At 54.4% G+C, this 22,462-nt stretch carries 18 protein-coding genes; 15 read left to right on the plus strand and 3 right to left on the minus strand.

Annotated elements, in window-relative coordinates:
* Nucleotides 1-156: 156 nt before the first annotated feature.
* The gene (locus V7S54_RS29540) at nucleotides 157-1,188 is read right to left on the minus strand and encodes a LacI family DNA-binding transcriptional regulator (RefSeq protein ID WP_336409566.1); all 1,032 of its coding nucleotides are present in this window, start codon (nucleotides 1,186-1,188) and stop codon (nucleotides 157-159) included.
* A gap of 163 nt (nucleotides 1,189-1,351) precedes the next feature.
* On the opposite strand from V7S54_RS29540, the gene V7S54_RS29545 reads away from it, so the two are divergent.
* From V7S54_RS29545 to V7S54_RS29600, 12 genes are all read left to right on the plus strand, one after another.
* Nucleotides 1,352-2,443 (plus strand): fatty acid desaturase family protein, encoded by a 1,092-nt coding sequence (locus V7S54_RS29545; protein ID WP_336409567.1) that lies wholly within the window; start codon nucleotides 1,352-1,354, stop codon nucleotides 2,441-2,443.
* A 29-nt stretch (nucleotides 2,444-2,472) separates the two neighbouring features.
* Nucleotides 2,473-2,790: a MocE family 2Fe-2S type ferredoxin gene (locus tag V7S54_RS29550; RefSeq protein ID WP_336409568.1), complete on the plus strand. Its 318-nt coding sequence runs from the start codon at nucleotides 2,473-2,475 to the stop codon at nucleotides 2,788-2,790.
* A gap of 49 nt (nucleotides 2,791-2,839) precedes the next feature.
* Entirely contained in the window at nucleotides 2,840-4,066 is a 1,227-nt protein-coding gene (locus tag V7S54_RS29555) for an NAD(P)/FAD-dependent oxidoreductase (protein WP_336409569.1), read from the plus strand.
* A 53-nt stretch (nucleotides 4,067-4,119) separates the two neighbouring features.
* Nucleotides 4,120-4,917: a 3-methyl-2-oxobutanoate hydroxymethyltransferase gene (locus V7S54_RS29560; RefSeq protein WP_336409570.1), complete on the plus strand. Its 798-nt coding sequence runs from the start codon at nucleotides 4,120-4,122 to the stop codon at nucleotides 4,915-4,917.
* 81 nt (nucleotides 4,918-4,998) lie between these two features.
* Nucleotides 4,999-5,811 (plus strand): sterol desaturase family protein, encoded by an 813-nt coding sequence (locus tag V7S54_RS29565; protein WP_336409571.1) that lies wholly within the window; start codon nucleotides 4,999-5,001, stop codon nucleotides 5,809-5,811.
* A 585-nt stretch (nucleotides 5,812-6,396) separates the two neighbouring features.
* Entirely contained in the window at nucleotides 6,397-8,376 is a 1,980-nt protein-coding gene (locus V7S54_RS29570; protein ID WP_336409572.1) for a glycosyltransferase family 2 protein, read from the plus strand.
* Nucleotides 8,373-9,476, plus strand: coding sequence for a hypothetical protein (locus tag V7S54_RS29575; RefSeq protein ID WP_336409573.1), 1,104 nt, complete (start codon nucleotides 8,373-8,375; stop codon nucleotides 9,474-9,476). Before V7S54_RS29570 ends, V7S54_RS29575 begins: the two co-directional genes overlap by 4 nt.
* Before the next feature lie 66 nt (nucleotides 9,477-9,542).
* Nucleotides 9,543-10,115, plus strand: a complete 573-nt coding sequence (gene rfbC / locus V7S54_RS29580) for a dTDP-4-dehydrorhamnose 3,5-epimerase (RefSeq protein WP_336409574.1) — start codon at nucleotides 9,543-9,545, stop codon at nucleotides 10,113-10,115.
* 18 nt (nucleotides 10,116-10,133) lie between these two features.
* Nucleotides 10,134-11,189, plus strand: coding sequence for a dTDP-glucose 4,6-dehydratase (gene rfbB / locus V7S54_RS29585; protein WP_336409575.1), 1,056 nt, complete (start codon nucleotides 10,134-10,136; stop codon nucleotides 11,187-11,189).
* A complete protein-coding gene (gene rfbD / locus V7S54_RS29590) occupies nucleotides 11,186-12,097 on the plus strand; it encodes a dTDP-4-dehydrorhamnose reductase (RefSeq protein WP_336409576.1) in 912 nt (303 codons plus the stop codon). The genes rfbB and rfbD overlap by 4 nt, the downstream gene beginning before the upstream one ends.
* A 69-nt stretch (nucleotides 12,098-12,166) precedes the next feature.
* Nucleotides 12,167-13,036 carry a glucose-1-phosphate thymidylyltransferase RfbA gene (rfbA, locus tag V7S54_RS29595; protein WP_336409577.1) on the plus strand — a complete coding sequence of 290 codons (870 nt, stop codon included), beginning with the start codon at nucleotides 12,167-12,169 and terminating at the stop codon, nucleotides 13,034-13,036.
* Nucleotides 13,037-13,079: 43 nt separating this feature from the next.
* Nucleotides 13,080-15,590 carry a glycosyltransferase gene (locus tag V7S54_RS29600; protein ID WP_336409578.1) on the plus strand — a complete coding sequence of 837 codons (2,511 nt, stop codon included), beginning with the start codon at nucleotides 13,080-13,082 and terminating at the stop codon, nucleotides 15,588-15,590.
* Between the two features lie 341 nt (nucleotides 15,591-15,931).
* Here the strand turns inward: V7S54_RS29600 and V7S54_RS29605 are convergent, their stop codons facing one another.
* On the minus strand, nucleotides 15,932-17,869 hold the full coding sequence (locus V7S54_RS29605) for a methyltransferase domain-containing protein (RefSeq protein WP_336409579.1): 1,938 nt from the start codon (nucleotides 17,867-17,869) through the stop codon (nucleotides 15,932-15,934).
* A 33-nt stretch (nucleotides 17,870-17,902) separates the two neighbouring features.
* Between V7S54_RS29605 and V7S54_RS29610 the strand changes: the two genes are divergently transcribed.
* The 3 genes from V7S54_RS29610 to V7S54_RS29620 all read left to right on the plus strand — a co-directional run bounded on the left by V7S54_RS29610 (nucleotide 17,903) and on the right by V7S54_RS29620 (nucleotide 21,391).
* Nucleotides 17,903-18,871 carry a glycosyltransferase family 2 protein gene (locus V7S54_RS29610; RefSeq protein ID WP_336409580.1) on the plus strand — a complete coding sequence of 323 codons (969 nt, stop codon included), beginning with the start codon at nucleotides 17,903-17,905 and terminating at the stop codon, nucleotides 18,869-18,871.
* Nucleotides 18,872-18,881: 10 nt separating this feature from the next.
* Nucleotides 18,882-20,141 carry a glycosyltransferase family 2 protein gene (locus tag V7S54_RS29615; RefSeq protein WP_336409581.1) on the plus strand — a complete coding sequence of 420 codons (1,260 nt, stop codon included), beginning with the start codon at nucleotides 18,882-18,884 and terminating at the stop codon, nucleotides 20,139-20,141.
* 200 nt (nucleotides 20,142-20,341) lie between these two features.
* On the plus strand, nucleotides 20,342-21,391 hold the full coding sequence (locus V7S54_RS29620) for a glycosyltransferase family 61 protein (RefSeq protein WP_336409582.1): 1,050 nt from the start codon (nucleotides 20,342-20,344) through the stop codon (nucleotides 21,389-21,391).
* Nucleotides 21,392-21,810: 419 nt separating this feature from the next.
* Here V7S54_RS29620 and istB read toward each other — a convergent pair.
* Nucleotides 21,811-22,462 (minus strand): IS21-like element helper ATPase IstB (istB, locus tag V7S54_RS29625; RefSeq protein WP_336409583.1); only part of this gene is annotated, 652 nt, incomplete at its 5' end.

A 22,462-nucleotide genomic window follows, 5' to 3' on the forward strand; every position in this document is an offset into this window, starting at 1 on the left:
GGACGGGGCACGCGTTGCAAATAGAACGTTCATTCCATTTACAGTGTCGCAGACATTTCACCAACTGCTGGAGGACAGTCAAAGAGCGAGTGACGCAAAGGACTTGCATTGCTGCAATATTGCCTTTCGTCAATGATTGGATTCTATCATCCTTCGCTAGATATTTTCCGGCGTGAAGAGATCAAAGGGAAGGAAGGTTTGCCCCGGGGCGCCCGTCGGGCCTTTATCGACCGCTTGGATCATCAAATTGATCGTTTCGCGGGCAAGCGTCGCTGTTGGAGTTGAGATCGCCAGCGTGACGATATCATCTCCGAGGGCGGCCCGGGACTCCGGCGTCAATTCGTTGACGACGGCAATAAGCTTGCCTTCCAGCTTTTCTTCGCGGATCGCCGAGATGGCACCTTCCATGCCCCCGCCGCAGACGTAAAAGCCGATCAGATCCGGATGGCGTTGCAAAAGGTTCAGTGTTGCTTCGTGCGTGATCTCGGCCGTATCGAGATTGACCATGGTATCAAGTACTTCGAAGTCCGGTGCATGTTCACGGAAATAGGAGCGGAACCCGATCTCTCGAAGTTCGTGGCCGAGGAAGCGATGGCTGCCGACGAAGGCCGCGACCTTGCCGGGGCGTTTGGCTGCCTTGGCGATCATCCATGCCGCGGTACGGCCGACCTTGTGGTTATTGAGCCCGACATAACCTTCACGCACGCCGGCCGCGAAGTCCGAAAGCAGCGAGAAGACGGGGATCCCGCGCTCCTTCAACTCCTCGATCGCGGCCGTCACCGCCGGATAATCAGGAGCAACGAGCGCAACCGCCTGGTTTCGCGCCGCAGCCGCACGAAGCTTTTCCGTAATCGCCGTCGGTGTCGAATTTGCCACGAAGTCGACCTGGGCGAAGACGCGTGCGTTTGACAGCGAAAGCGCTGCGCTTTCGATCTCCTTTGCAACCGCCTTGTAGAACGACTGCTCCGGCTTCTGCAGCACAAAGCCAAGTCTGTACTGTGGCAGGTCTTCGAAGACGCGCTGCCGGATGAGGCCAACCGCGTGGTAGCCGATAGACTTGGCTGCCTCGTAGACACGGCGCGCAGTCTCCTCTCGCACCGGATGCCGTCCGTTCAGGACGCGATCGACAGTCGCGACGCTGACGCCGGCGGTCCGTGCGAGGTCGGCAATGGTCGGACGGTTGCTCATTGCTTCTCCTGATAGGTTTGCATCACGAATGATATGCGGTAAATGACATCATTTGAGAGAATATATCATTGCTGCATTGAGACCTAGCAAAAGTCAACCTATCGTCATTGCACGACATCGGACGCTCCTGGCCAAACTGGCCGGATCGCAGGGAGGAGAGCAAATGGCGATGGTTCCAACGAAGCGAGATTACAGTCTCCTCGGGCGCGATGCCCAGGCGGCTGTCGCCAATGGCCTCTCGGCCGCGGAGTGGTATCACACGGAGATCCCGCGCAAGCAGATGAAGGAACTGATGAAGCGTGAGGACGGACCCGCCATCCGCGATAGCGCGATCTGGCTCGGTTGCCTCGTTCTTTTCGGCGGGCTCGGCATCACCTTCTGGGGCACCTGGTGGGCCGCTCCGTTCTTCCTCGCCTATGGCGTTCTCTACGGCTCGGCCTCTGATAGTCGCTGGCACGAATGCGGGCATGGCACCGCGTTCAAGACGATGTGGATGAACAACGCCGTCTACCAGATCGCCTGCTTCATGATCATGCGCAATCCCGTCACCTGGCGTTGGAGCCACACGCGCCACCACACAGATACGGTCATCGTCGGCCGCGATCCCGAGATTGCCGTCATGCGGCCGCCGGATCTCCTGCGCCTCGTCTTGAACTTCTTCGGCATTCTCGATGTCTGGCATGCGATCGTCGACATGGTCCGCAACACGCTTGGCATCATCAGTGCCGAGGAAGCGACATTCATCCCGGAAATGGAACAGCCAAAGGCGATCCTCGTTGCCCGCATCTGGTTCGCCATCTACGCCGCAACGATCGCGCTCTCGCTCTACCTCGGTTCGATCCTGCCGCTGATGTTGATCGGTCTGCCGCGGCTCTACGGTGCCTGGCACCATGTGCTGACCGGGCTGCTGCAACATGGCGGTCTTGCCGACAACGTCACGGATCATCGCCTGAACAGCCGCACTGTCTACATGAACCCTGTCAGCCGCTTCGTCTATTGGAACATGAACTACCATGTGGAGCACCACATGTTCCCGATGGTGCCCTATCACGCCCTTCCGAAGCTTCACGCCATGATCAAGCACGACCTGCCGGAGCCGAACCCCTCGATACTGCATGGCTATCGCGAGATGATCCCGGCCTTCCTGCGGCAGTTGCGCAACGAGGACTATTTCTTGAAACGCGAACTGCCGGCGACGGCGAAGCCCTACCGGGAAGAGTTTCACAGCAACGCGATCGTGCACGCAGCCGAATAACCAACGAACTTAGCAAACGGGAGGAAGTTATGAGCGGAAACTGGCTTGAAGTCTGCGCGGCCGACGAAATCGACGAGGAAGACGTCATCCGATTTGATCACGAAGGGCGCACCTTCGCGGTCTACCGGAGCCCGGATGACGAATATTTCGCGACCGACGGGCTTTGCACGCACGAGCACATCCATCTGGCGGATGGCCTGGTGATGGACGACATCATCGAATGTCCGAAGCACAACGGTCGCTTCAACTACAAGACCGGCCAGGCCAAGGGCGCTCCAGTCTGCGTCAACCTGAGGACCTATCCGGTGAAGGTCGAGGCAGGAAGCGTGTTCATCGCGATCGCTTGATCGCGGCTTCAACGCGAAGAACTCAGCGAGAGCGGGCAGGGAGGTTGAAATGGGTGGAATCGTCATTGTTGGTGCCGGTGAATGTGGCGCAAGAGCCGCCTTTGCCCTGAGGGAGCGGGGCTACGACGGCTCAATCACGTTGATCGGCGCCGAGCCGCATCTTCCCTACGAAAGGCCGCCGCTTTCGAAGGATGGCCTGAAGGAACAGGTTCAGCCAAAATATGTCGCCGATGCCGAGCGCTATGCGAGCGCAAGAATCGACGTACTGACCGACACCCCCGTCAAGGCCATTGATCGCGTCGCCAAGCGCGTGGAACTCGTCGATGGCGGCAGCATCGCCTATGATCGGCTCTTGCTGACGACCGGCGCCCGAGCGCGAACGATACCCGGAACCGATGATGCGTCTCGGCGCGTACGTACCCTCAGAACGCATGCCGACGCCGAGGAAATCCGCCGCGAACTTTTGCCCGGGCGGAAGCTTGCCATCATCGGTGGCGGATTTATCGGCTTGGAGCTCGCGGCAACGGCGCGCAGCCTCGGTGCAGACGTCGTCCTGATCGAAGGGCTGCCACGCATCCTTTCACGCGGCGTGCCAGCTGAGATCGCGACCGTCATCGCAGAGCGGCACCGCACGGAAGGCGTCGACATACGTTGCGACACGAAAATCGATCGCATCGATACTGATGAGAACGGTGTGCAGATCCTGCTTGCGAACGGACAATCGGTCGATGCAGATTTCCTGGTCGTTGGCATCGGCGCATCGCCGAACACGGAACTGGCAGAAGCCGCTGGCCTCATGGTCGACAATGGCATTGCCGTCGACGCGACGCTCAGGACTTCGGCTCCCGACATTTTCGCGGCCGGCGACTGCTGCTCCTATCCGCTCCGTCACTATGGCGACCGCCGGGTTCGTCTCGAGGCTTGGCGCAATGCGCAGGACCAAGGAACGCTCGTCGCCGGCAATCTGTTGGGCGCGAACGAATCGGTCACCAGCGTGCCGTGGTTCTGGTCCGACCAATATGACCTGACGCTGCAGATTGCCGGACTTGCAGACGGCGCGACTGTGACCGTGCGGCGCGATCTCGCAGACGGGGCCTTCATTCTTTTCCATCTCGACGACACGGGGCGGTTGCTTGCCGCTTCCGGCATCGGCCAGGGCAATTCCGTCGCGCGCGATATTCGGCTGGCGGAAATGCTGATCGCGGCCGGAAAGCGGCCCGACCCTCAGGCGCTCACCTCGCCGGAAACCAAACTCAAGGCCCTACTTGCCTCCTAGTGCGAAAGCCTTTCGCTACCCCGCTACTTGCTCACTGATATCGGAGACTTCTCATGAAAAGCCGCCGCCCGACCGTTGCCGACCTCCTTTCGATGAAGGGCAAGCGCCAGCTCACCATGTTGCGTGTGGAAACGCTTGACGAAGCCGAAGCAGCGGAAGCTGCCGGCATCGACCTCGTCTCCGTACCGCCGGCACTTCTGGGGCCGCAGTTTCGGGAAGTGGCGCCGACCTGCTTTGCCTTTCCCGGACTTGAGTATGGCGACTACGTTTCGGCCGAAGAATACATCCGCGCGGCGTTCAAGGCGCTGAAAGCCGGCGGCGATGCCGTCTATTGCGCCGCCGGTCTTTCGACCGTCAGGCGTATGCGGGAAGAGGGCATTCCTGTCTGCGGCCATGTCGGGCTCATCCCCTCCAAGGCCACCTGGACCGGTGGTTTCCGAGCCGTCGGCAAGACCGCGGCAAGCGCGCTCGAGATCTGGCGGCAGGTGAAGGCGCTGGAGGAAGCTGGAGCCTTTGCTGCCGAAATCGAGGTCGTCCCTGGCGACGTCGCATCCGCGATCAGCGCGCGAACCTCGATGTTGATGCTGTCGATGGGGGCGGGCTCGGGCTGCGATGCCCAATATCTGTTTTCCGATGACGTGCTCGGCAGCAACCGCGGCCACGTGCCGCGCCATGCCAAGACCTATCGCAACTTCGCTGCCGAATATGACCGCCTTCAGCGGGAACGGATTGGGGCGTTTACAGAGTTCGCCGAGGATGTCCGATCTGGTGCCTATCCGGAACAGCGGCATCTCGTCGGCATTGATCAAAGCGAGCTCAAGGCGTTCCTGACGGAACTGGAACGCAATTAGCGCCGGACGGCTTGCGTCGGGAAGGGCGGTTGATATAGTCCACCGGATATCTCAACTTCCCTCTTCATAGCGGATTCCCATTTGAGCGCCTTTCTCGAGGATAGCCTCACCTTTGTTGCCTTGCTGGCCGTAATCTATGCGGCGACCGTACTGGTCTATTTTATCCTGGGCTATGGCATCACCTGGCTGAACGACCGCAATCCCGAACGCCGCATCCAGAAGGGGCGACGCGGCGAGAAGCGCAAGGCCATCGAGATCCGCCAGAGCATGGCCTCGATCCTTGTCACCTGCACGTCCGTCGCAATCGGTCTCTTCGCACAACACCAGGGCTGGACTTTCTTCTCGCCCTGGGACTTCAGCTGGTGGACGGCCGTGCCGCTGTTCCTGCTCTGCATGGTGCTCTTTGACGCCTGGTTCTATTTCGCCCATCGGCTGCTGCATACCAAGGCTTTCTACAAATATCACCTGCTGCATCACCGCAGCGTCGCGCCGACCGTTTGGAGTAACGACTCGATCGGGCTTGTGGATACGGCGTTGTCGCAGGGCTACTACGCCGTCATCACCTTCCTCGTGCCGTTCCCGCCGATCATTCTTCTTGCGCATAGGCTCTTCGATCAGATCAACGGCACCTTTGGGCACGCGGGCTTTGAATATTTCGCCTCGCGCACCGCGCGCTATCCCTGGCCGATGCTTTGCACGACCTACCACGATCAGCACCACGCCGAGTTCAAATACAACTACGCTAACTACTTTTCGTTTTGGGATCGCGTGATGGGAACGGTCGCACCGAATTATGATCGGCGGGTGGAAGAATTCGAAGGCGAAGCGCCGGCGCTCAAATTGCGACAATCGTTCGTCGAAAAGAAGGTCGTGGAACGGCCTGCTGTCGACTAATTCCAGGCGAATGCCCGACCATGCTGTGGATAACGGATCAGCCATTCCCTCAGAGGTCCGCTGGTATGCCTCTGCTTGGACCGTGGACCCAACGGTTGTAGTTGGGATTCCGGCAGGTTCGTGACAGCCCGCGAACGGCGTTATCCAATGAGGCCAGTCACCACCGAATCGAGAGCCTCTCTCACATTGATTCGAGCTTCTTTCGAATCCGAGCTTGGACATGTGGTCAAGATCGACGTGTACTTGGCAAATGGAGTTACTGACACGACATGATCGGGATTCACGTACACCGGAGCGTTATTATCTCCAACCAAGGTAAACTTCACCAATCGCATCGTGCTATCCCTGTCTGTCGCATGGTTTTCCCCGTGAAACACAGCATAAATCCTCATTCATCTCACTAACCACCACTCCGTGGTGATTGCTACGCGACCCACTGCAAGCGGCCTTGCCCGATCCGCGATGCGGGATCCAAGAGCCCGGATAGGGCTGTCCGGCGGGAGATGTGTCTCGCCTACAACGTGTCGAAAAGCATAGGAGATTCCTTGCTTGCGCATCTAGTTACTTCTCGTCGACTTTCTTGTAATGGCTTTGCCCGAAAAACTCGATACCGTTTTTGATTGGAAGATGATGAGAGAGGTTGATCGAGTCGTGTTTAGTGTTGCACTTGCGGGTGCCGCGAACCGTTACGCTGATCGGCCAATCATCGTTTCGGTCCACGATCCCGATCATCGACTTGGACGGCGCCCACAACTTCTCTTTAAGCGACGTGATCGGACGCCTGCCACGGTCTTTCGCTCCTTCCTCCTCGATCGGACGGGGCGCGGACGTTTCTACGGCTGGACCCCGGTGCAACTGGACGCCATTGCCTTGGCCGCCGATCCTGAAACCGCGAATGATGCGGCTAGGATCCAGCCACAAGTCAGGCTTCGGCGCTTGTCCCTTATCGAGGTCGCCGTTCTGATCGCCTGTCGACGGACCCTGGCCTTCCTCCAAATAATTCGCCTTTTTCTCGCAGGTAATAAGAAGGGCGCAGCGTTTCGTTTCGTTAGGCAATGCGATGCACTTTCCGCGCCGTACTACACCGACTGGGTAGAAGCGCAAGCACATGCTGAAGAGGGGGAGGCTCGGAACGATGTGCAGTCCTCCCAAAGTAGACTGCGTGTGCTCGTTTCGATTGAAGGCGGTGACCCAATCGCCGCCGCAGAAACCAGAGAATCGTTGAATGCTCAGTCTTGGCGATGTTTTCAGGAGGCCACTGAGGCAGACGTCGCGAGACTGCTCGAATGCAACAAGGCGGACAATGACGCACTTTGGATGCGGCTTCCGGCAGGTATGCGTCTCGCCGAGCGCGCACTGGAAAGACTCTTGGAGCCATTCGCAGTTTCTGAAGATGTCGCTCTCTGTTATTCTGACGAAGACCGTATAAACGTTCGAGGCGAGCGCTTTGCCCCTTTCTTTAAGCCCGCTTGGAACGCGCCACTCGCTCGCTCGGGCTGGCTACCATTAGAAGGAGCGGTATTTCGCCTGTCCCGCATTCCCACAAGCGTTGCTGTGGAAAGTGCCTCGACTGCGGAGATTGCGCTGGCAGTCGCGCAGGCGCGGACAGGTGAGCTGCTGCATTTGCCACGGGTTCTATTGCACCGCGGGCCATCATGCCATTTACCCCCGACCCATGCCAAAGTTGCTCAACCCAAACACTTACGCCCGGCGGTCAGCGTCATCATTCCGACCCGCGACAGAGCCGACCTGCTTGGGGCCTGCCTGAAAGGCTTGTTTGAAAACACCGCCCCAGCAGATCTTGACATCATCGTCATTGACAATGAAAGCTCCGAACCAGCGACGCTCGCTTTGTTCTCGCTGTATCAGCAGTCTGGGAATATCCGCCGAATACCTCTTCCGGGAGGTTTCAATTTCGCCCGCGCCTGCAACATTGGTGTCGATGCAGCCCAGCACGACCTCATACTCTTGCTGAACAATGACGTGGAACCTATTGATTGCCATTGGCTCGAGTGTCTGGCAGGTGAGCTCGATGATCCCACCGTCGGCGCCGCCGGCAATTTGCTCTTATTTCCCGATGGCTTCGTTCAGCATGGGGGCGTGACGCTCGGTGCGGGGACAGTCGCGCGGCACAGCTTTCATTTTCTTGATCCGAAGAACGGCGGCGACAGGGGGCTTTTAAACCAACGACGCGATTTGTCGGCCGTAACCGCCGCCTGTTTGCTGACACGCAAGGACCTATGGCGCCGCCTGGGCGGCATGGAGGAGCAAAAACTGACGGTCGCGTTCAATGATGTGGACTACTGCTTGAAGCTACGTGAAGCGGGCTTCCGTATTGTCTGGACGCCGGAGGCGGCGATGTTGCATAGAGAGAGCGTCTCGCGTGGCGCCGACGATACGCCGCAAAAGCTTCAGCGCTTTGCGCGGGAAGAACGAGCCATGCATGAGCGCTGGAGCGATAAGTTGAAAGCCGATCCTTACTACAATCCGAACCTTTCACTTATCGCCGAAGAATTCGTTCTCGAAGCCCATCCGAGAAATCTTGCTGCGAGGTCGAGCGCTTGAGTAGCGCGGGCGAACGGCTGGCCCGCTGGATCGAGCGACGGCTGCCTCGACCGCGGCTGCGCGAGGGAGCCTCCGGCCGTCCGCGGCTGCCGGTGACTCGGATCATTGTTTTCGGCCGGATACCGAACCCGACTTTCGATTACTACCTCGCAGCCCGCCTTCAGGCGCCCGACATGCCGCCGTATGAGGTGGCGGATATCCGGGGTCGTGAAACGCCGACTCTGAATGCAGACGGAGCCTTCGTCATCATATGCCGCTACGCATCTGGGCCCGTGCTACGCTGGATCGAGAGGAATTCGGAGCGTCTCTCCGGCGTGGGTTTGTTTCTCGACGACGACATCCCAGCCGTTGTGACGGGGAGGGACGCAGATTTTCGCTATCGGCTGTTTCTCTGGTTCCGCGCTCTTTCGCCACTGCGCCGCCTGAACCGGCATCTGGATATCGTCTGGGCTTCAACGCCGCACCTCGCATCCAGATTGTCGGGGGCGAAGGCGGTGGTCTTGCCGCCGGCGCCGCCAAAAGCCCTTTGGTCGCACGTGCGAGACGATATCAATGTACCTGATCCGGCCGAAGGTGACGTCCTGATCGGATATCACGCGACAGGCGTCCATCTCGAGGAGCATCGATTCCTTCGGCCGATTATTGCAGAGGTTCTACGAGAGCGTCCGCAAGCTCGGTTCGAGGTATTTGCAGATCGACGTGCGAGAGCGGTCTGGCAAGGACTCGATCGTGTGCAAATCCGAGAGCCGATGCCGTGGATGGAGTATCTAGCCGACGCGAACGCGCGGCGCATTGACATCATGCTCGTTCCGTTGGCGCCGTCGCGTGTGAACGACAGCCGCGCACCGACAAAACGCATCGACGTCGTTCGCTATAGGGCGGCGGGGGTGTTCTCGGAGGGCGTCGCATATGGTTCTTCTCGTGGCACCGAGGAACTGCGCATAGCCTACGCGAATGATGTTTGGCGTCGTGTCATATTGCAACTTGTTGACGATGTGGAAATGCGTATGAGGGTTGTGGTTGTGACGTGCCAATCGGTATTGCAAATGACGGCCGCAGCGGATACGGGTCTTGAGGTTCTAAAAGCGAGGCAAGCCTAGGTGCATTGTCGTGTGTAATGCTTTGGGTTTCGGTAGCCTAGGCCTTTTTCACGTAAGGTATTTGTAATGACTTCCAAGGTTCTGTTGCTTCGCCCCAGACGATTTGGCGATGATCGGGGATGGTTTACTGAAGTCTACAACGAGAAAGCTTTCGCCGTTTACGGTATTGGAGATCGGTTCGTTCAAGACAATCACTCCCTCTCGGTTCCCGTTGGTACATTGAGGGGGCTGCACTTCCAGACGCCGCCATTCGAACAAGCCAAACTTGTTCGCTGCGTCCGCGGCCGAATATTCGATGTTGCCGTGGATATTCGCCGGGGTTCGCCGACCTTTGGGCGGTGGGTTGGTGCCGAGCTGTCCGCAGAGAATGGCCACCAGCTTTATGTTCCCATCGGTTTTGCCCATGGCTTCATAACGCTGGAACCGACGACAGAGGTGACTTACAAGGTGTCCAATCTTTACTCGCCGGACAATGATGGTGGCATTCTGTGGAGTGATCCGGAGATCGGTATTAACTGGCCGGTGCCTCAGGGTGTTAATCCAATCCTGAGTTCTAAGGACGAACGGCAGCCGGTGTTGCGCGAGTTTGATAGCCCGTTTGATTACGACGGAACTCCACTCGAGCTGGTTGAAGTGTAAGTATCGGAAGGACTGTTCATGCGCATTTTTGTCACCGGTGGAGCTGGCTTCATTGGATCGGCACTCGTTCGGCATCTCATCGAGAATACCGAACATGAAGTGCTGAATTTTGATAAGCTCACCTATGCGGGCACGTTAACGTCTTTAGCGGCCGTCAGCTCGTCACCGCGATATCGCTTCAAGCAGGGTGATATTTGCGATGAAGAAGCGGTGGCCACAGCGATTGAAGGCTTCCAGCCTGACGTGATAACCCATCTTGCAGCGGAGTCACACGTCGATCGCTCGATTGACGGACCTGGCGCTTTCATCCATACGAATGTTGTCGGCACCTACACGATGTTGGCAGTGGCGTTCGATTATTGGCGCCGGCTTGAGGGTGATCGCGCACAGCAATTCCGCTTCCATCATATTTCGACCGATGAGGTTTTTGGCTCGCTTGGTGCAACGGGCTTTTTTACCGAAACAACACCTTACGATCCCCGTTCGCCCTACTCTGCTTCCAAAGCTGGCTCTGATCACCTCGTATCTGCCTGGGGGCACACATTTGGCCTGCCGGTTTTGATCACAAATTGCTCGAATAATTATGGCCCGTATCATTTTCCGGAAAAGCTCATTCCTCTTATGATCGTGAAGGCCCTAGCAGGCGAACAACTGCCCATCTACGGAAATGGTACGAATGTCCGCGACTGGCTTTATGTGGAGGACCATGTTCGTGCGCTGCAGTGCGTTTTCGAGAACGGCATCCCGGGGCAAACATACAATGTGGGCGGAAGCTCCGAGCGCCGGAACATCGATGTCGTGAACACAGTTTGCGCAATACTGGATCGAATGCGACCCCGGGACGATGGGAAATCTTATCGGGGGCAGATAGTGTACGTCGCTGATCGGCCAGGGCATGATCAGAGATATGCAATCGATGCAGGGAAGATTTCTAGCGAGCTCGGCTGGAAGCCAACGGAGAGCTTCGAAAGCGGAATTGAGAAGACCGTTGCCTGGTATCTGAACAACCGCGATTGGTGGACAGAAATCTTAGACCGTACTCAAGCGGCGAAACGGCGGGGTTTAGGAGCATGAGTGAGCGACGAATCCTGGTCACTGGCGGCTCGGGGCAGGTAGGCAAAGAATTGCTAAGAACTAGCTGGCCCCAGGGGACACTCCTTGTTGCTCCCACTCGCGCCGAATTGGATTTGGCTGACTACGACTGGGTATCGCAATATGTCGCTAGGGGCGGCTTTGATGCGATTGTTAATTCCGGGGCCTATACTGCGGTTGACAGCGCCGAAACCGAAGTGCTTCAGGCTTGGAAAGTGAACGCCTTGGCACCCGCGGCTATTGCGTCGGCAGCAGCAAATCTAAATATTCCGATTATCCAAGTATCCACCGACTACGTCTTCAACGGCCTTAAAGACCAACCATACAATGAAGATGACGCGGTCGGGCCACTAGGTGTCTATGGGGCGAGCAAGGAGGCGGGCGAGCAGGCCATCAGAACGTTGAACCACCGGCACATTATCCTGCGAACGGCATGGGTCTTTAGCGCAAACGGCTCAAACTTCGTTGATACAATGCTGCGGCTTGCAGCTGACCGCGATGTATTGAACGTGGTGAGCGACCAAAATGGCTCCCCGACTTCCGCGGTCGATATTGCTGCAGCGATTGCCGCCATCGTGGCCCGCCTATTTGTCGACCCTGCAGCGCCGCTCGGCACCTATAATTTTGTAAATGACGGTCAATCAACTTGGTACGGGTTCGCGCAGGAAATATTCTCTTTGCGCGCTCAATCCGGTTACACCGTCCCAATCGTGAATCCGATCCTTTCGAGCCAGTATGCCACTAAGGCAAAACGTCCTCATAATTCAAGACTCTCTACGGCCAAACTAGCGCGGGACTATGGGATCTATCCTCGTCCATGGACTGATGCACTGGCTGATGTAATGGACGCCATCCAATGTAAAATAGTATCAGAGGCGTCAGCACATTGATCTAATCGACGGACTCTAGGCAGACAGGTTACTCGTGGAAGAATTAACTGAATGGGGAATGGAATTGCTATGAAGGGAATTATTCTTGCTGGAGGGTCTGGGACACGGCTTTATCCGGCAACGCTCGCCGTCAATAAACAACTTATCCCCGTTTACGACAAGCCAATGATCTACTACCCGCTTTCGGTTCTTATGATTGCCGGAATACGGGAGATCTTGATCATTTCCTCGCCGGAGCATGTGGAGAGTTACCGGCATTTGTTGAAAGACGGATCGCAGCTAGGCATTACCATTGAGTATGCAATTCAACCGAAACCCGAAGGCCTTGCTCAAGCATTTACAATTGGAGAGGAGTTTATTGGCGCTAGTCATGTGGCTCTCGTATTGGGGGATAACATCTTCTTTGGAGCAGGCCTTCCAGAAATCCTCCAGCAAGCTTCGGTCCGAAAATCTGGGGCGACTGTGTTTGCGTATGAGGTGGAAGATCCCGAACGGTATGGTGTAGTGGAGTTAGCCACGGACGGGCACGCCATTAGTCTGGAAGAAAAACCTCAGCATCCGCGGTCTCGGTTCGCGGTAACTGGGCTGTATTTCTACGATAACAAGGTTGTAAAGTACGCAAAACAATTGAAGCCCTCTGATCGGGGAGAGTATGAGATCACGGACATCAACCGAATTTATATGCAGGAGGGTGCACTTTTCGTCGAAAAGATGGGGCGCGGCTATGCTTGGCTGGATACCGGAACACACGACAGTCTCTTAGAGGCGTCGGAATTTGTACGCGTCATTCAGCACCGGCAAGGTACGAATATCGCATGCATCGAAGAAATAGCGTTCAAGAATGGGTTCATTGGCAGAGACCAGTTAGTTGAGTTCGGAGATCTTTACTCGAAGACTGCGTACGGGCGCTACCTGCTGAGAGTCGCGAGCGAAACATAACTAGGAAGTTTTACATCAAAACTTCTGCCGCCGAATAGCCCGGTTGAAAAATTATTCCCAATCAATGTTGCGGGGTGGCAAGTTGCCTGCACTCATCAATTCAATTTCGAAAACGTATCTCAAATTAGTTGAGTTGCTGCCAAGGCAAAAGACTGTACGTTCTAATTACGAACAGCTCAGGGCGGCCTTCGATAGTCGACCTAACGCAAATACTGCGAATGCTTTACAATTGCTCATCGGAACCATTTCCCCCATTGAAGACGTTTTTGCAGCGATGGAGGTGGAGTTTGATGCCGACTACTATCTCTCGCTTTACTCCGATGTGCGCGATAGTGGTCTCGACCCTTACTTTCACTATATCGCGTGGGGCTGGAAAGAAAACCGCAAGCCTTCGAAATTCTTCGAACCAGAATACTACGCGAAAATAAATAGAAATTTGGATCCAAGAATATTTCCGATTGCCCACTACCTAAGAAACGGTCGGGCGACGGGCATAGCCGCCAATCCGATAAGTAGCAAAATTTGGTTTGAGCCGTTCGTTCCTGATGAGGCTGCTTGGCTTGGGGTTCCTGCAGCTTTGAGGCAACTCACCACCAGAGCCGTCGTTGTTATTCCAGTTTACAAGGGCTACGAGGAAACTTTAACGTCGGTATATCAGGCACTCTACTCTCGGGAGGACGCCGAATATAGCGTTCTAGTTGTGAATGACAACAGTCCCGATGAAAAGCTAGTTGAGAAACTGGCTGAGCTTGCCCGAAGGCAGCTCTTTGAATACCATGATAGTCACGTAAATCGAGGGTTCGTCCAGACGATAAACTTTGCCCTCGAACACTTAACAGCCGATAAAGACGTTGTTTTGCTTAACTCGGACGCTTACGTATTTCCCGGCTGGTTTCAACGACTGATTCAACACGCGGACCGCGACGAAAACGTCGCTACAGTGACGCCTTTGTCAAATAACGCAACAATCTGTAGTTACCCGACCTACGACCACGACAACTGTCTTGCTCTAGAAGTAGATCCCGGTTTACTCGATCAACTCGCGAGCGCGGCGAACCGAGGTCTATCTGCGGAAACTCCGACTGGAGTTGGATTCTGTTTCTACATTCGTCGCGCGGCTATCGACAAAATCGGTGCCCTGGACTCAGACGCGTTTGCGCTTGGCTACGGCGAGGAGAATGATTTCTGCATGCGGGCAATACATGCGGGATTTAAGAATGTTATTGCGGGCGATGTGTTTGTCTATCATACAGGCTCGGTCTCTTTTTCTTCAGCAAAACAAGAGAACTACACGCGGGGCCAACATCACCTAGAGAGGAAGCATCCGAATTACAGTAGTCTAGTCAGGCGGCACCTGCAGGCGGATCCCGAACGTATACTCCGCCGCAATCTGGATGCGGAGCGACTAGCGGTGCATTTCAGAGGCGCTGTACTCGTCGTTACCCATAATTGGTCAGGCGGGATCGAAACGTACATACGTCATTACAGCGGAAAGTTGGCGCACGAGGGAAAACAATGCATTATCCTGCGTGTACACGACAGATGGCGGGCAACGCTTGAAGTCCCGAGTGATATTGGAGTTTACGTCCCAAACCTTGGTGGGTTGGATTTAAGAAAGGAGACGAAATTTTTGTCCGATCTTATCGAGCGCTTGGATCCATCGCTCGTCCACGTTAACAGTTTCGCCGGCCTCGATTGGTCCTCACACCGACGGCTCCTAAAACTCATCAGTGGGCTTCGATATCCGGTGACTTTTGTCGGTCATGACTTTTCGCCAGTGAGCCACAATTATCAGTTGATGCGGCCGGATCATTTAATCACACGGGCCCCCGAGTTGGCGGATGTTGTTTCTTGGGACATCATGCACAACGGCCTTGAGAACGAAGATGTTTGCGAATTGGCTGAGAGGATAGCTTCATACGCAGAGTTCTTTGAAAGTGGTGTTTGTGTAGAAGTGCCTAGCCAATGCGCATTCGAGATCTACAAGGGCGTATTTCCTAAGGCGCGTATTTCAATAGTTCCCCATGACGACCACCTGCCGGAAACGCAGAGGGCTATTCGGAGAGGGGGCGATAAGCTTCGGGTTGTAGTTGTTGGCGCGATCGGTCCTCATAAAGGTAGCGATGTTGTCGCGGCGCTTGCCGCGGACGCCCAAAACCGTGCACTCCCGATAGAGTATCACCTATTGGGCTACAGCGACGATGATAGCCGGCTGAAATCTTCTGGGGTGGTGATATGGGGACGGTATGGCGCGGAAGGTGAAGCGCTCGAAATGTTGGATGAAATCGGACCTGATCTTTTTTTCGTCCCGAGTGTGTGGCCCGAAACCTATTGCTACACACTTTCAATTGCGATTAAAAAATTGATTCCGACAGTAGTTTTTGATCTCGGCGCGCAAGCGGAACGGGTTCGGGGCCTTACGTGGGGAACGTGTATACCGCTTGAGCTTGCCGCGAATCCAACCCGGCTATCTGATCAGTTGTTGTCTCTAGCTGTTGATGAAATGTGGGAAAATGTGGCGCAAGTTTCAGGACGAACTGCATACAAGTTATGAGTGCGGTCATTGGCTGGCCCGATGGCAGTATACCTGGCTTTTCGAACGGATGGTTCGCGCTCTATGTCCGCGGGTCGGCTCTGAGCGAACTTGAACGAGGTCTTTAAGTTCAATGTCGTGTCCGCTCGAGGTATAGACCGTAGGGCCCCAATTCTACGGTACGCTGCGGCACTCGTTCGTTCTTGGGTACAGCTGATTACAACGTCTTCGCTTGCCCCATACTCGAACCTTGAAAATTTGGAATAATCGGAACTTTTCAAGCAACGGCAGAGCCGCGAAACCCTAACAACATCTCTTCAGTGTTCAGCGGCTCCAGTGCGAGATCGAGCAAACGATCTGTCTCACGTTGATTGTCTCAATATCTTTGAAAGTACCGCATTGCGTCGAAGCCCCGCCGGCGAAATTTGACAACTCCGTGGCAGTTGAAAATCCTCTACCAAATACGAAATGACCTTGTCAGAGATGTCCCTTCGTGCCGGTGCAATTGTTAGCTTTCCCGTGTTTGGAGGAAAGACTGTATTGTCATTCGGTGTGAAGTATAATGTGGCGCCGTAGTGGGCGGGAAAGAAGTGGTTACCACAGGCGTAAACGACCTTTTCATAAAGCAGCGCCTCGATAAGCGAGGTAGAGTTTATGCCCACCACATAGTTGCTTGCTGATATCCAGCTGTCTATAGTACCGTCGCGGCGCACAATTACATCCGGAAGATCGGGGAGGGATACGTCAGGCTGTCCAGGGTGCGGCCGTACGACCAACGTTCCGCCTACCGCATCTCTTACGTAAGACACAAACTCTGCCATCGTCTTGAACGGTGAGTAAGAAATAATGTTTTCGTCGTTCTCCATCTGAAGCGGAACAAACACGAAGTTCTCTACATTAACTGGCTCCACGACACGCTCTTCCAGGAATGACTTTCGCCAACGATCAAACGTGTTGGACACTACCCGATCAAGTAGAGGTAAATGGGCTAGGCTGCTCTGGGCGTTAACGCCATTGAAATCGATGAAGAATGTTTCCTTTTGCGGGAGCCAACCCAGCTCGCAGAAGGCGACTTGAACGCCTCGAGAACGAGAAATCTTAACAAGCTGGCGTTCAACGTGCCCATTCCAAACAATATGAAATTCCGGGTCAAATACGTCCAAGAATTCATTGAAATGGCTTTGGCCTTGAAACCTCTCGAGCGATATAAGACCGCCCATCTCTTCGTGTGTGCGCTTAGAAAACTCGATCAGTGTCGGGTGGACAACAATCTTGCATTCGATCCCATGACCCTCGAAGAGGCTGGCCAAATTCTTGAATGTGACAAGGTGGTATGCTTGAAACTTCAGGTACTCCCCGTAGGGATTGTCCGTTAGCGTGACCCCGAGAGTGAAGAGCACCCGCGTCTTGCGGTCGTTGAATCTTGGCGTTGCCGCATCCCGGAAAGTCAAGTCAGTGGTCGGTCGTTCGGCGTTAACAAGCCTCTCGTATTCACGGCATTGCGCTCGTAAGTGATCGAGCTCGAGATTGCGCTCTGACATCACTTTTTCCCACGAATGAATAACTTCGGAATCATTGATGGGTTGCTCAAGCAGAACTCCATCGAATTCGGGCAAGCGCCCATCCGAAGCCAGCGCGATGTTGTAGTATGGACGCAACAGGCCAGAGGATTCCCTCACATTGCCCTTCTCATAGGAAAAACTTCTGGTGTGGCAAGCTTGGAGAATTGGAAAAATAGCTGAGCCAAATACAATTCTTTGCGAAAAGAAAGCTGAATTCGCAAAATACCTACTAACCAGTGTGTGGAATTCGGATTCGTACAATTCTTTTACATGGAAAGTGTTATGAAAATCGCGTTCTTCCGAATAATATTTCTTGTCTGGACTCGACATCAGGAGAGAACCGTTCGTCCTTAACACTCGCTTTATTTCTGCAAAGAACGCATCGTGCTTGTCGTGATGCTCAAGGGTCTCGAAACTAACCACTAAATCAATACTCTGGTCGTCCACTGGAATGGCGGAACAGTCGCCACACAAGAATTCCAAATTCTCCTGTTGGTACTTTGCTTTAGCGTGATGCACGGCGTCGGCAGCAACATCAACGCCGAAAACGCGATCAGCCACCCCCGCCAGCAGGGCGCTGCCGTATCCCTCGCCACAAGCGATGTCCAAGACAGTTTTTCCTCTCGCGAGACGCGAAGCTGCGAGGTAGCGGTGGATGTGTTCGATCGCTATGTTTCCCTCCTCTTCAGGCACGAACCGCTCGCCCGTGAACGGCATGGCTGGAACTTCGCTTGGCATATGAACCATCCTAGATGTTAAGCTCTGTGTTGATTGACACCGATCGGAGAATTTGTTGTAGAAGTCAATGTTGCGAGTTTCAAACAACTCCTAATTGATGTTTTACCCAACGAATTTGATTCCGTTGCAGTAAGCGAGGTAAGGGCTATTATGGTGCGCGTAGCAATAGGTGTTGTCCTATATAAGACCAGCAAGGGCGATCTTTTTGCGCTTCTGAACTCCGTACGCAACCAATACGGTTACGGGGACGCGGAGTTGGTTGTGCTGGTCAAATCAAACGACGGCACAACCTATGATCGCGAATTGGATGAGTTCAATGCCGATTCCTCGGGGCGGCAGCCGGTCAGGATTCTCGGTAGCGTCGACAATTGCGGGTTCGGGGCAGGGCATAATCGATTGATTGAACACGCTGAAGAGATGGGCGCAACATATTATATCGGCTGCAATCCTGACGGTCGTCTCCATCATTCCGCAATCGGGCGCTTCCTGGACGCGACGGAGCAGAACTCAAAAGATACGCTGTTCGAGTTCCTCCAGTTCCCAGAGGAACATCCCAAAGGCTACGACCATTTCGACGGCAAAACCAGGTGGGTCGCAGGTGCTTGCTTTGCGGCGCGAGTTGATTTTCTTACGCGCGTTGGTGGTTTCGATGAGAACATACGAATGTATTGCGAGGATGTCGATCTGTCATGGCGAGTCCTGGCAGAAGGTGGCGAATGCGTCGTGTTGTCGAGATGCCTATTCTATCATGACATGACGGACCGGAGGGATCGACAGTCGGTACGGATAGAAATGCTCAAGTCGGGCCGGTACCTTGGGTGGAAGTGGAGAAATGAAGGGTTCCAGAAAATAATGGAAGACGAATTGGTACGAATTGGTGTGGCTGATGAAGCAAGAACTTTGCCAACCTTAAGCGGGCTGCAAGTCAACTACCCAATTGAGAGGATCGAGGCCATCACTGAATTCCGTCGCGCCTTCTCGTTTTCTCCAACGCGGTGGTAGGATAAAGCACATGAAGCACTCAAGGGCGGAAGCTAACACTGTTTCTGTAATTATAAGATTCCACGACTTTAATCGTCTCGATTATCTTGATGAATGTTTGTTTTCATTGGCCGGCCAAAGGTACGCGGACATCGAAGCCGTCGTGGTAGCTCAGAACTTTAGCGAGCTAGCATTCACCGCAACAAAAGAGCTTGGAAAATTTTATCATTGGCAGATCAAACGCTTGGTCTTCATCAATGCGCAGACCGAGCCAGGCGTGGATGCACGAAGCTTGCTAATAAATACAGGCATTCGGGAGAGCCAAGGCCGATACCTGACTTTTCTAGATTTCGATGACACTGTATATGGCAACATATATACGTTGCTTGTCGCACGTCTTAAGGAAACGGGTACCGCAATTTGTTTTGCAGGCACCAATAGGGTTGATTTCTTCAACTCCGCCGGTGCGCGGCATAAGCAAAGAAGGAGTAAGCTATTCGGTAGCGCGCCCAAACTCGCATTTTTTCTTGAGAACCAATATCCTATACATTCATATGTGATCGATACTTGGCAGGTAGAGGATAGTCACCTTCATTTCGACGAAAATCAATCGAGAAATGAGGATTATGCGTTCCTTCTTGTTCTTCTCTCGAACTATAGTTCTGATGATTATCTTGTGTCGACAGAGGTGTGCGACTACTATATCAATATGGATGGCGGAAATACGATTGTCGCGTATGGGGCGTCGCCTGCAGATTTGGCAAAATGGGCGAAAGCCGAAGAGTATGTTGAGAATGTCAAGAAGAACCTGACCATAAGAACTAGATACGCGGATTTGAAAAAATTCCACGACTGGTCGATCCGTCAGAATACCGTTTCGCACCTAAATGAAAAAATCGAAGAATTAGAGCGGCGCCTGACTTCGGCGGGCGCCGAAATTAGCGAACTTCAGCGCTACCTTAAAGAAACATTGTGGAGCGCCGTGAACTGCCAGCCAGCACCCTATTACTATATCGATTCAATCGAGCGCTGCGACGCTCAGTGCTATCGCGTTCAGGGTTGGTGCGCCGGCGCGTCAGCTGCCACTCCACTGGTCTTGTCGATTGGGTTCAATGGCACGCCTTCGGCAGACGTGGAGGTTTCGCAGATAAGAAGGCCCGATGTGGGCGAGCATCTTGCAACGCCCGGCGACCTTTTTGGATTCGAAATTGTGGTCACGAACCGTGGGCTCTACATATTAAAATTTCTCGCTTCGGATAGTGAATTTTACGAACTGAGTTTTACGGTTTAACGAACTCACCCGTCATGTCGCGAGCCGGTACGAAAACCGCGTGGAACAACAAAAACTTTGTAGTTTCAGAGTTTGGCGGTCCAGGTCACGCGATAGAAATATTACGACTCAGCATAGTACAAGAGTAACAAAGTGTGACCGTGGCGCGGGTTGGAACCGAAGCTTCGTTCGGAAATCTGGGTAGACGAGAAAGAGCGCCGGTGATTGACACAGTTGATATTAGATCTATTCACCATCTGAACGTTGGGATTATTGATTCTCCGCCATTCGACGCACCGTTGCCGCAAATTGTCGGGAAGGAACTTATTCCGCTGCCCAGTTTCGAAGCCATGAATGTATCGTGGAGCCGCGGGCATTTTGGAGGGTCCCATATCTCGGTCGATAAAGTGTTCGATGTCTTTGTTACTTCGGAAGGGTTGGTTTTCACCAAGGACAAACAGTTGATCCGAGAGACCATCACGCAACACTCGCCATTAGAGCAAGCAGAGGCTCTCGCCCGACTTTCTCGTTGTCAGGAAGTTGCGGAGATCCAAACGTCTTGCCTTTTGCTGCGAAAGCGTGGCGATGATAACTATGGGCACTGGTTGATTGAACTTGTTCCAAAGTTGGAGATCGCAAAGTCAATCTGTCGCATCGATGGCGTGGCTATTCCCATGCTTGAGGGGCCGATGCACGCAGTCATGCGAGATTCACTGAGGTTGGCTAACCGCGAGCAACATATACCGGTGTTTCAGTTGCATAGGCAGCAGGTTGGATTCTTTAAAGAGCTGATTCTCGTTTCCGGCCTTACTAATCATGGAGTGTTTATGTCGCCTCTTGCAGTTGAGGCGATAGAGCGAATTTCGACTCAGGTGCCTGGGCGTGGCTCACGCCGGGTCTACGTCTCTCGGCAAGGAACCCCAAGGAACCTAGTAGGCGCTGACGCAATCGAGGGTGAATTAGAAAGACGAGGATTTGCGATTGTGAATCCGGGTTTGATGACATTTGAGCAGCAGATTGCTGCATTCAAAGATGCAGAAATAGTTGCAGGTGTGATGGGTGCAGGAATGACGAACATTGTGTTCGCTAGGAGGGGCGCTAAGATACTGAACATAACGCCGGCAGCAATGCCAGACACCTTCTTCTATTTTCTCAGTGTACATAAGAAACACGAGTATTGTGAATTGCGCGGTCCGAATGTTCAGAGTCATGGGTCGTGGGACGTTCCGTTCTCTGTTTCCTTGGAACGGCTGCTGTCAGCTGCAAACTAGGACATGAAAGTGTCATTTCAGAGTTTTTGGCATCTAGAGGCGAGTTGTCTAGGGATCATCACGGGACAGTAGCGCATGGTGATCTCGGAGCCGGGGGCAGGCCCAAACCCGCTGCATTGAGCGCGCGCAACTGTCTGCGTGCTTCAATCTCAGGACCCTTATGAGCTACACTTTCCCGGTTCAAATCCAGGATCATGATCGTCTCCCTCAGTTTGATCACCGCAATCCCCCTTCCGACCATCGGACGGAGTATCGGTGACGACGCGCCGCCGGTCTTCCGGGGCGCGCCCCGAAAGACCGGCTACAGCGCGCAAACTGGGGAAGATTCAAACGGCACTTCTGGGGAGTATTGATCCGGCATCGACACCTGTCAATGCCGACTGAAATTTCCCCAAAAGTGCCGAAGTAAAATTCCCCAATTATGCCGACGTGGACGGCATGGAGAATTGGGTATTTTTCGGCGGCCGACCTCTTGGACGTGGCGGCGGCGCGAAGGAGGGTGGCGTAATCAAAGCTTTGGAACGGACGTGTTCAGGCATCAGTTCGGCATGTTGGCGCAGCCTGTAACTTGATCCTTCGATTTGGACGACTACGGCGTGATGCAGAAGCCTGTCGAGCAAGGCGGTTGCGACGACGGCATCACCAAAAACATCACCCCATTCTGCAAAGCCGCGATTGGACGTCAGGATCATTGCTCCTCTCTCGTAGCGGGCGTTGACGAGTTGGAAGAACAGATTGCCGCCGCCGGCGATGACCGGGAGATAGCCGATCTCATCGACGATCAGCAGACTTGGCCTGCAGAAGAAGCGGATGCGCTCTTGCAGCCGGCCCTCGCGTTCGGCCCTGGACAGCGCTGCAATGAGATCGGCCAGCGTGCAGAAGTAGACGCTCTTGCCAGCTTTGACGGCTTCGACGCCGAGCGCCACGGCGAGATGGCTTTTGCCGGTTCCCGGTGGCCCGAGAAAATGCACCGCTTCATGCCGGTCGATGAAACGTAAGCGGTGCATAGACCCCGTCTGGCGATAGCAAGGCATCGGGCTTATTCGTGTGCGCTCAGGGAATGAGCGTTGG

The sequence above is a fragment of the Ensifer sp. CCNWLY38 genome (assembly GCF_037120565.1).
GTDB lineage: Bacteria > Pseudomonadota > Alphaproteobacteria > Rhizobiales > Rhizobiaceae > Ensifer > Ensifer adhaerens_H.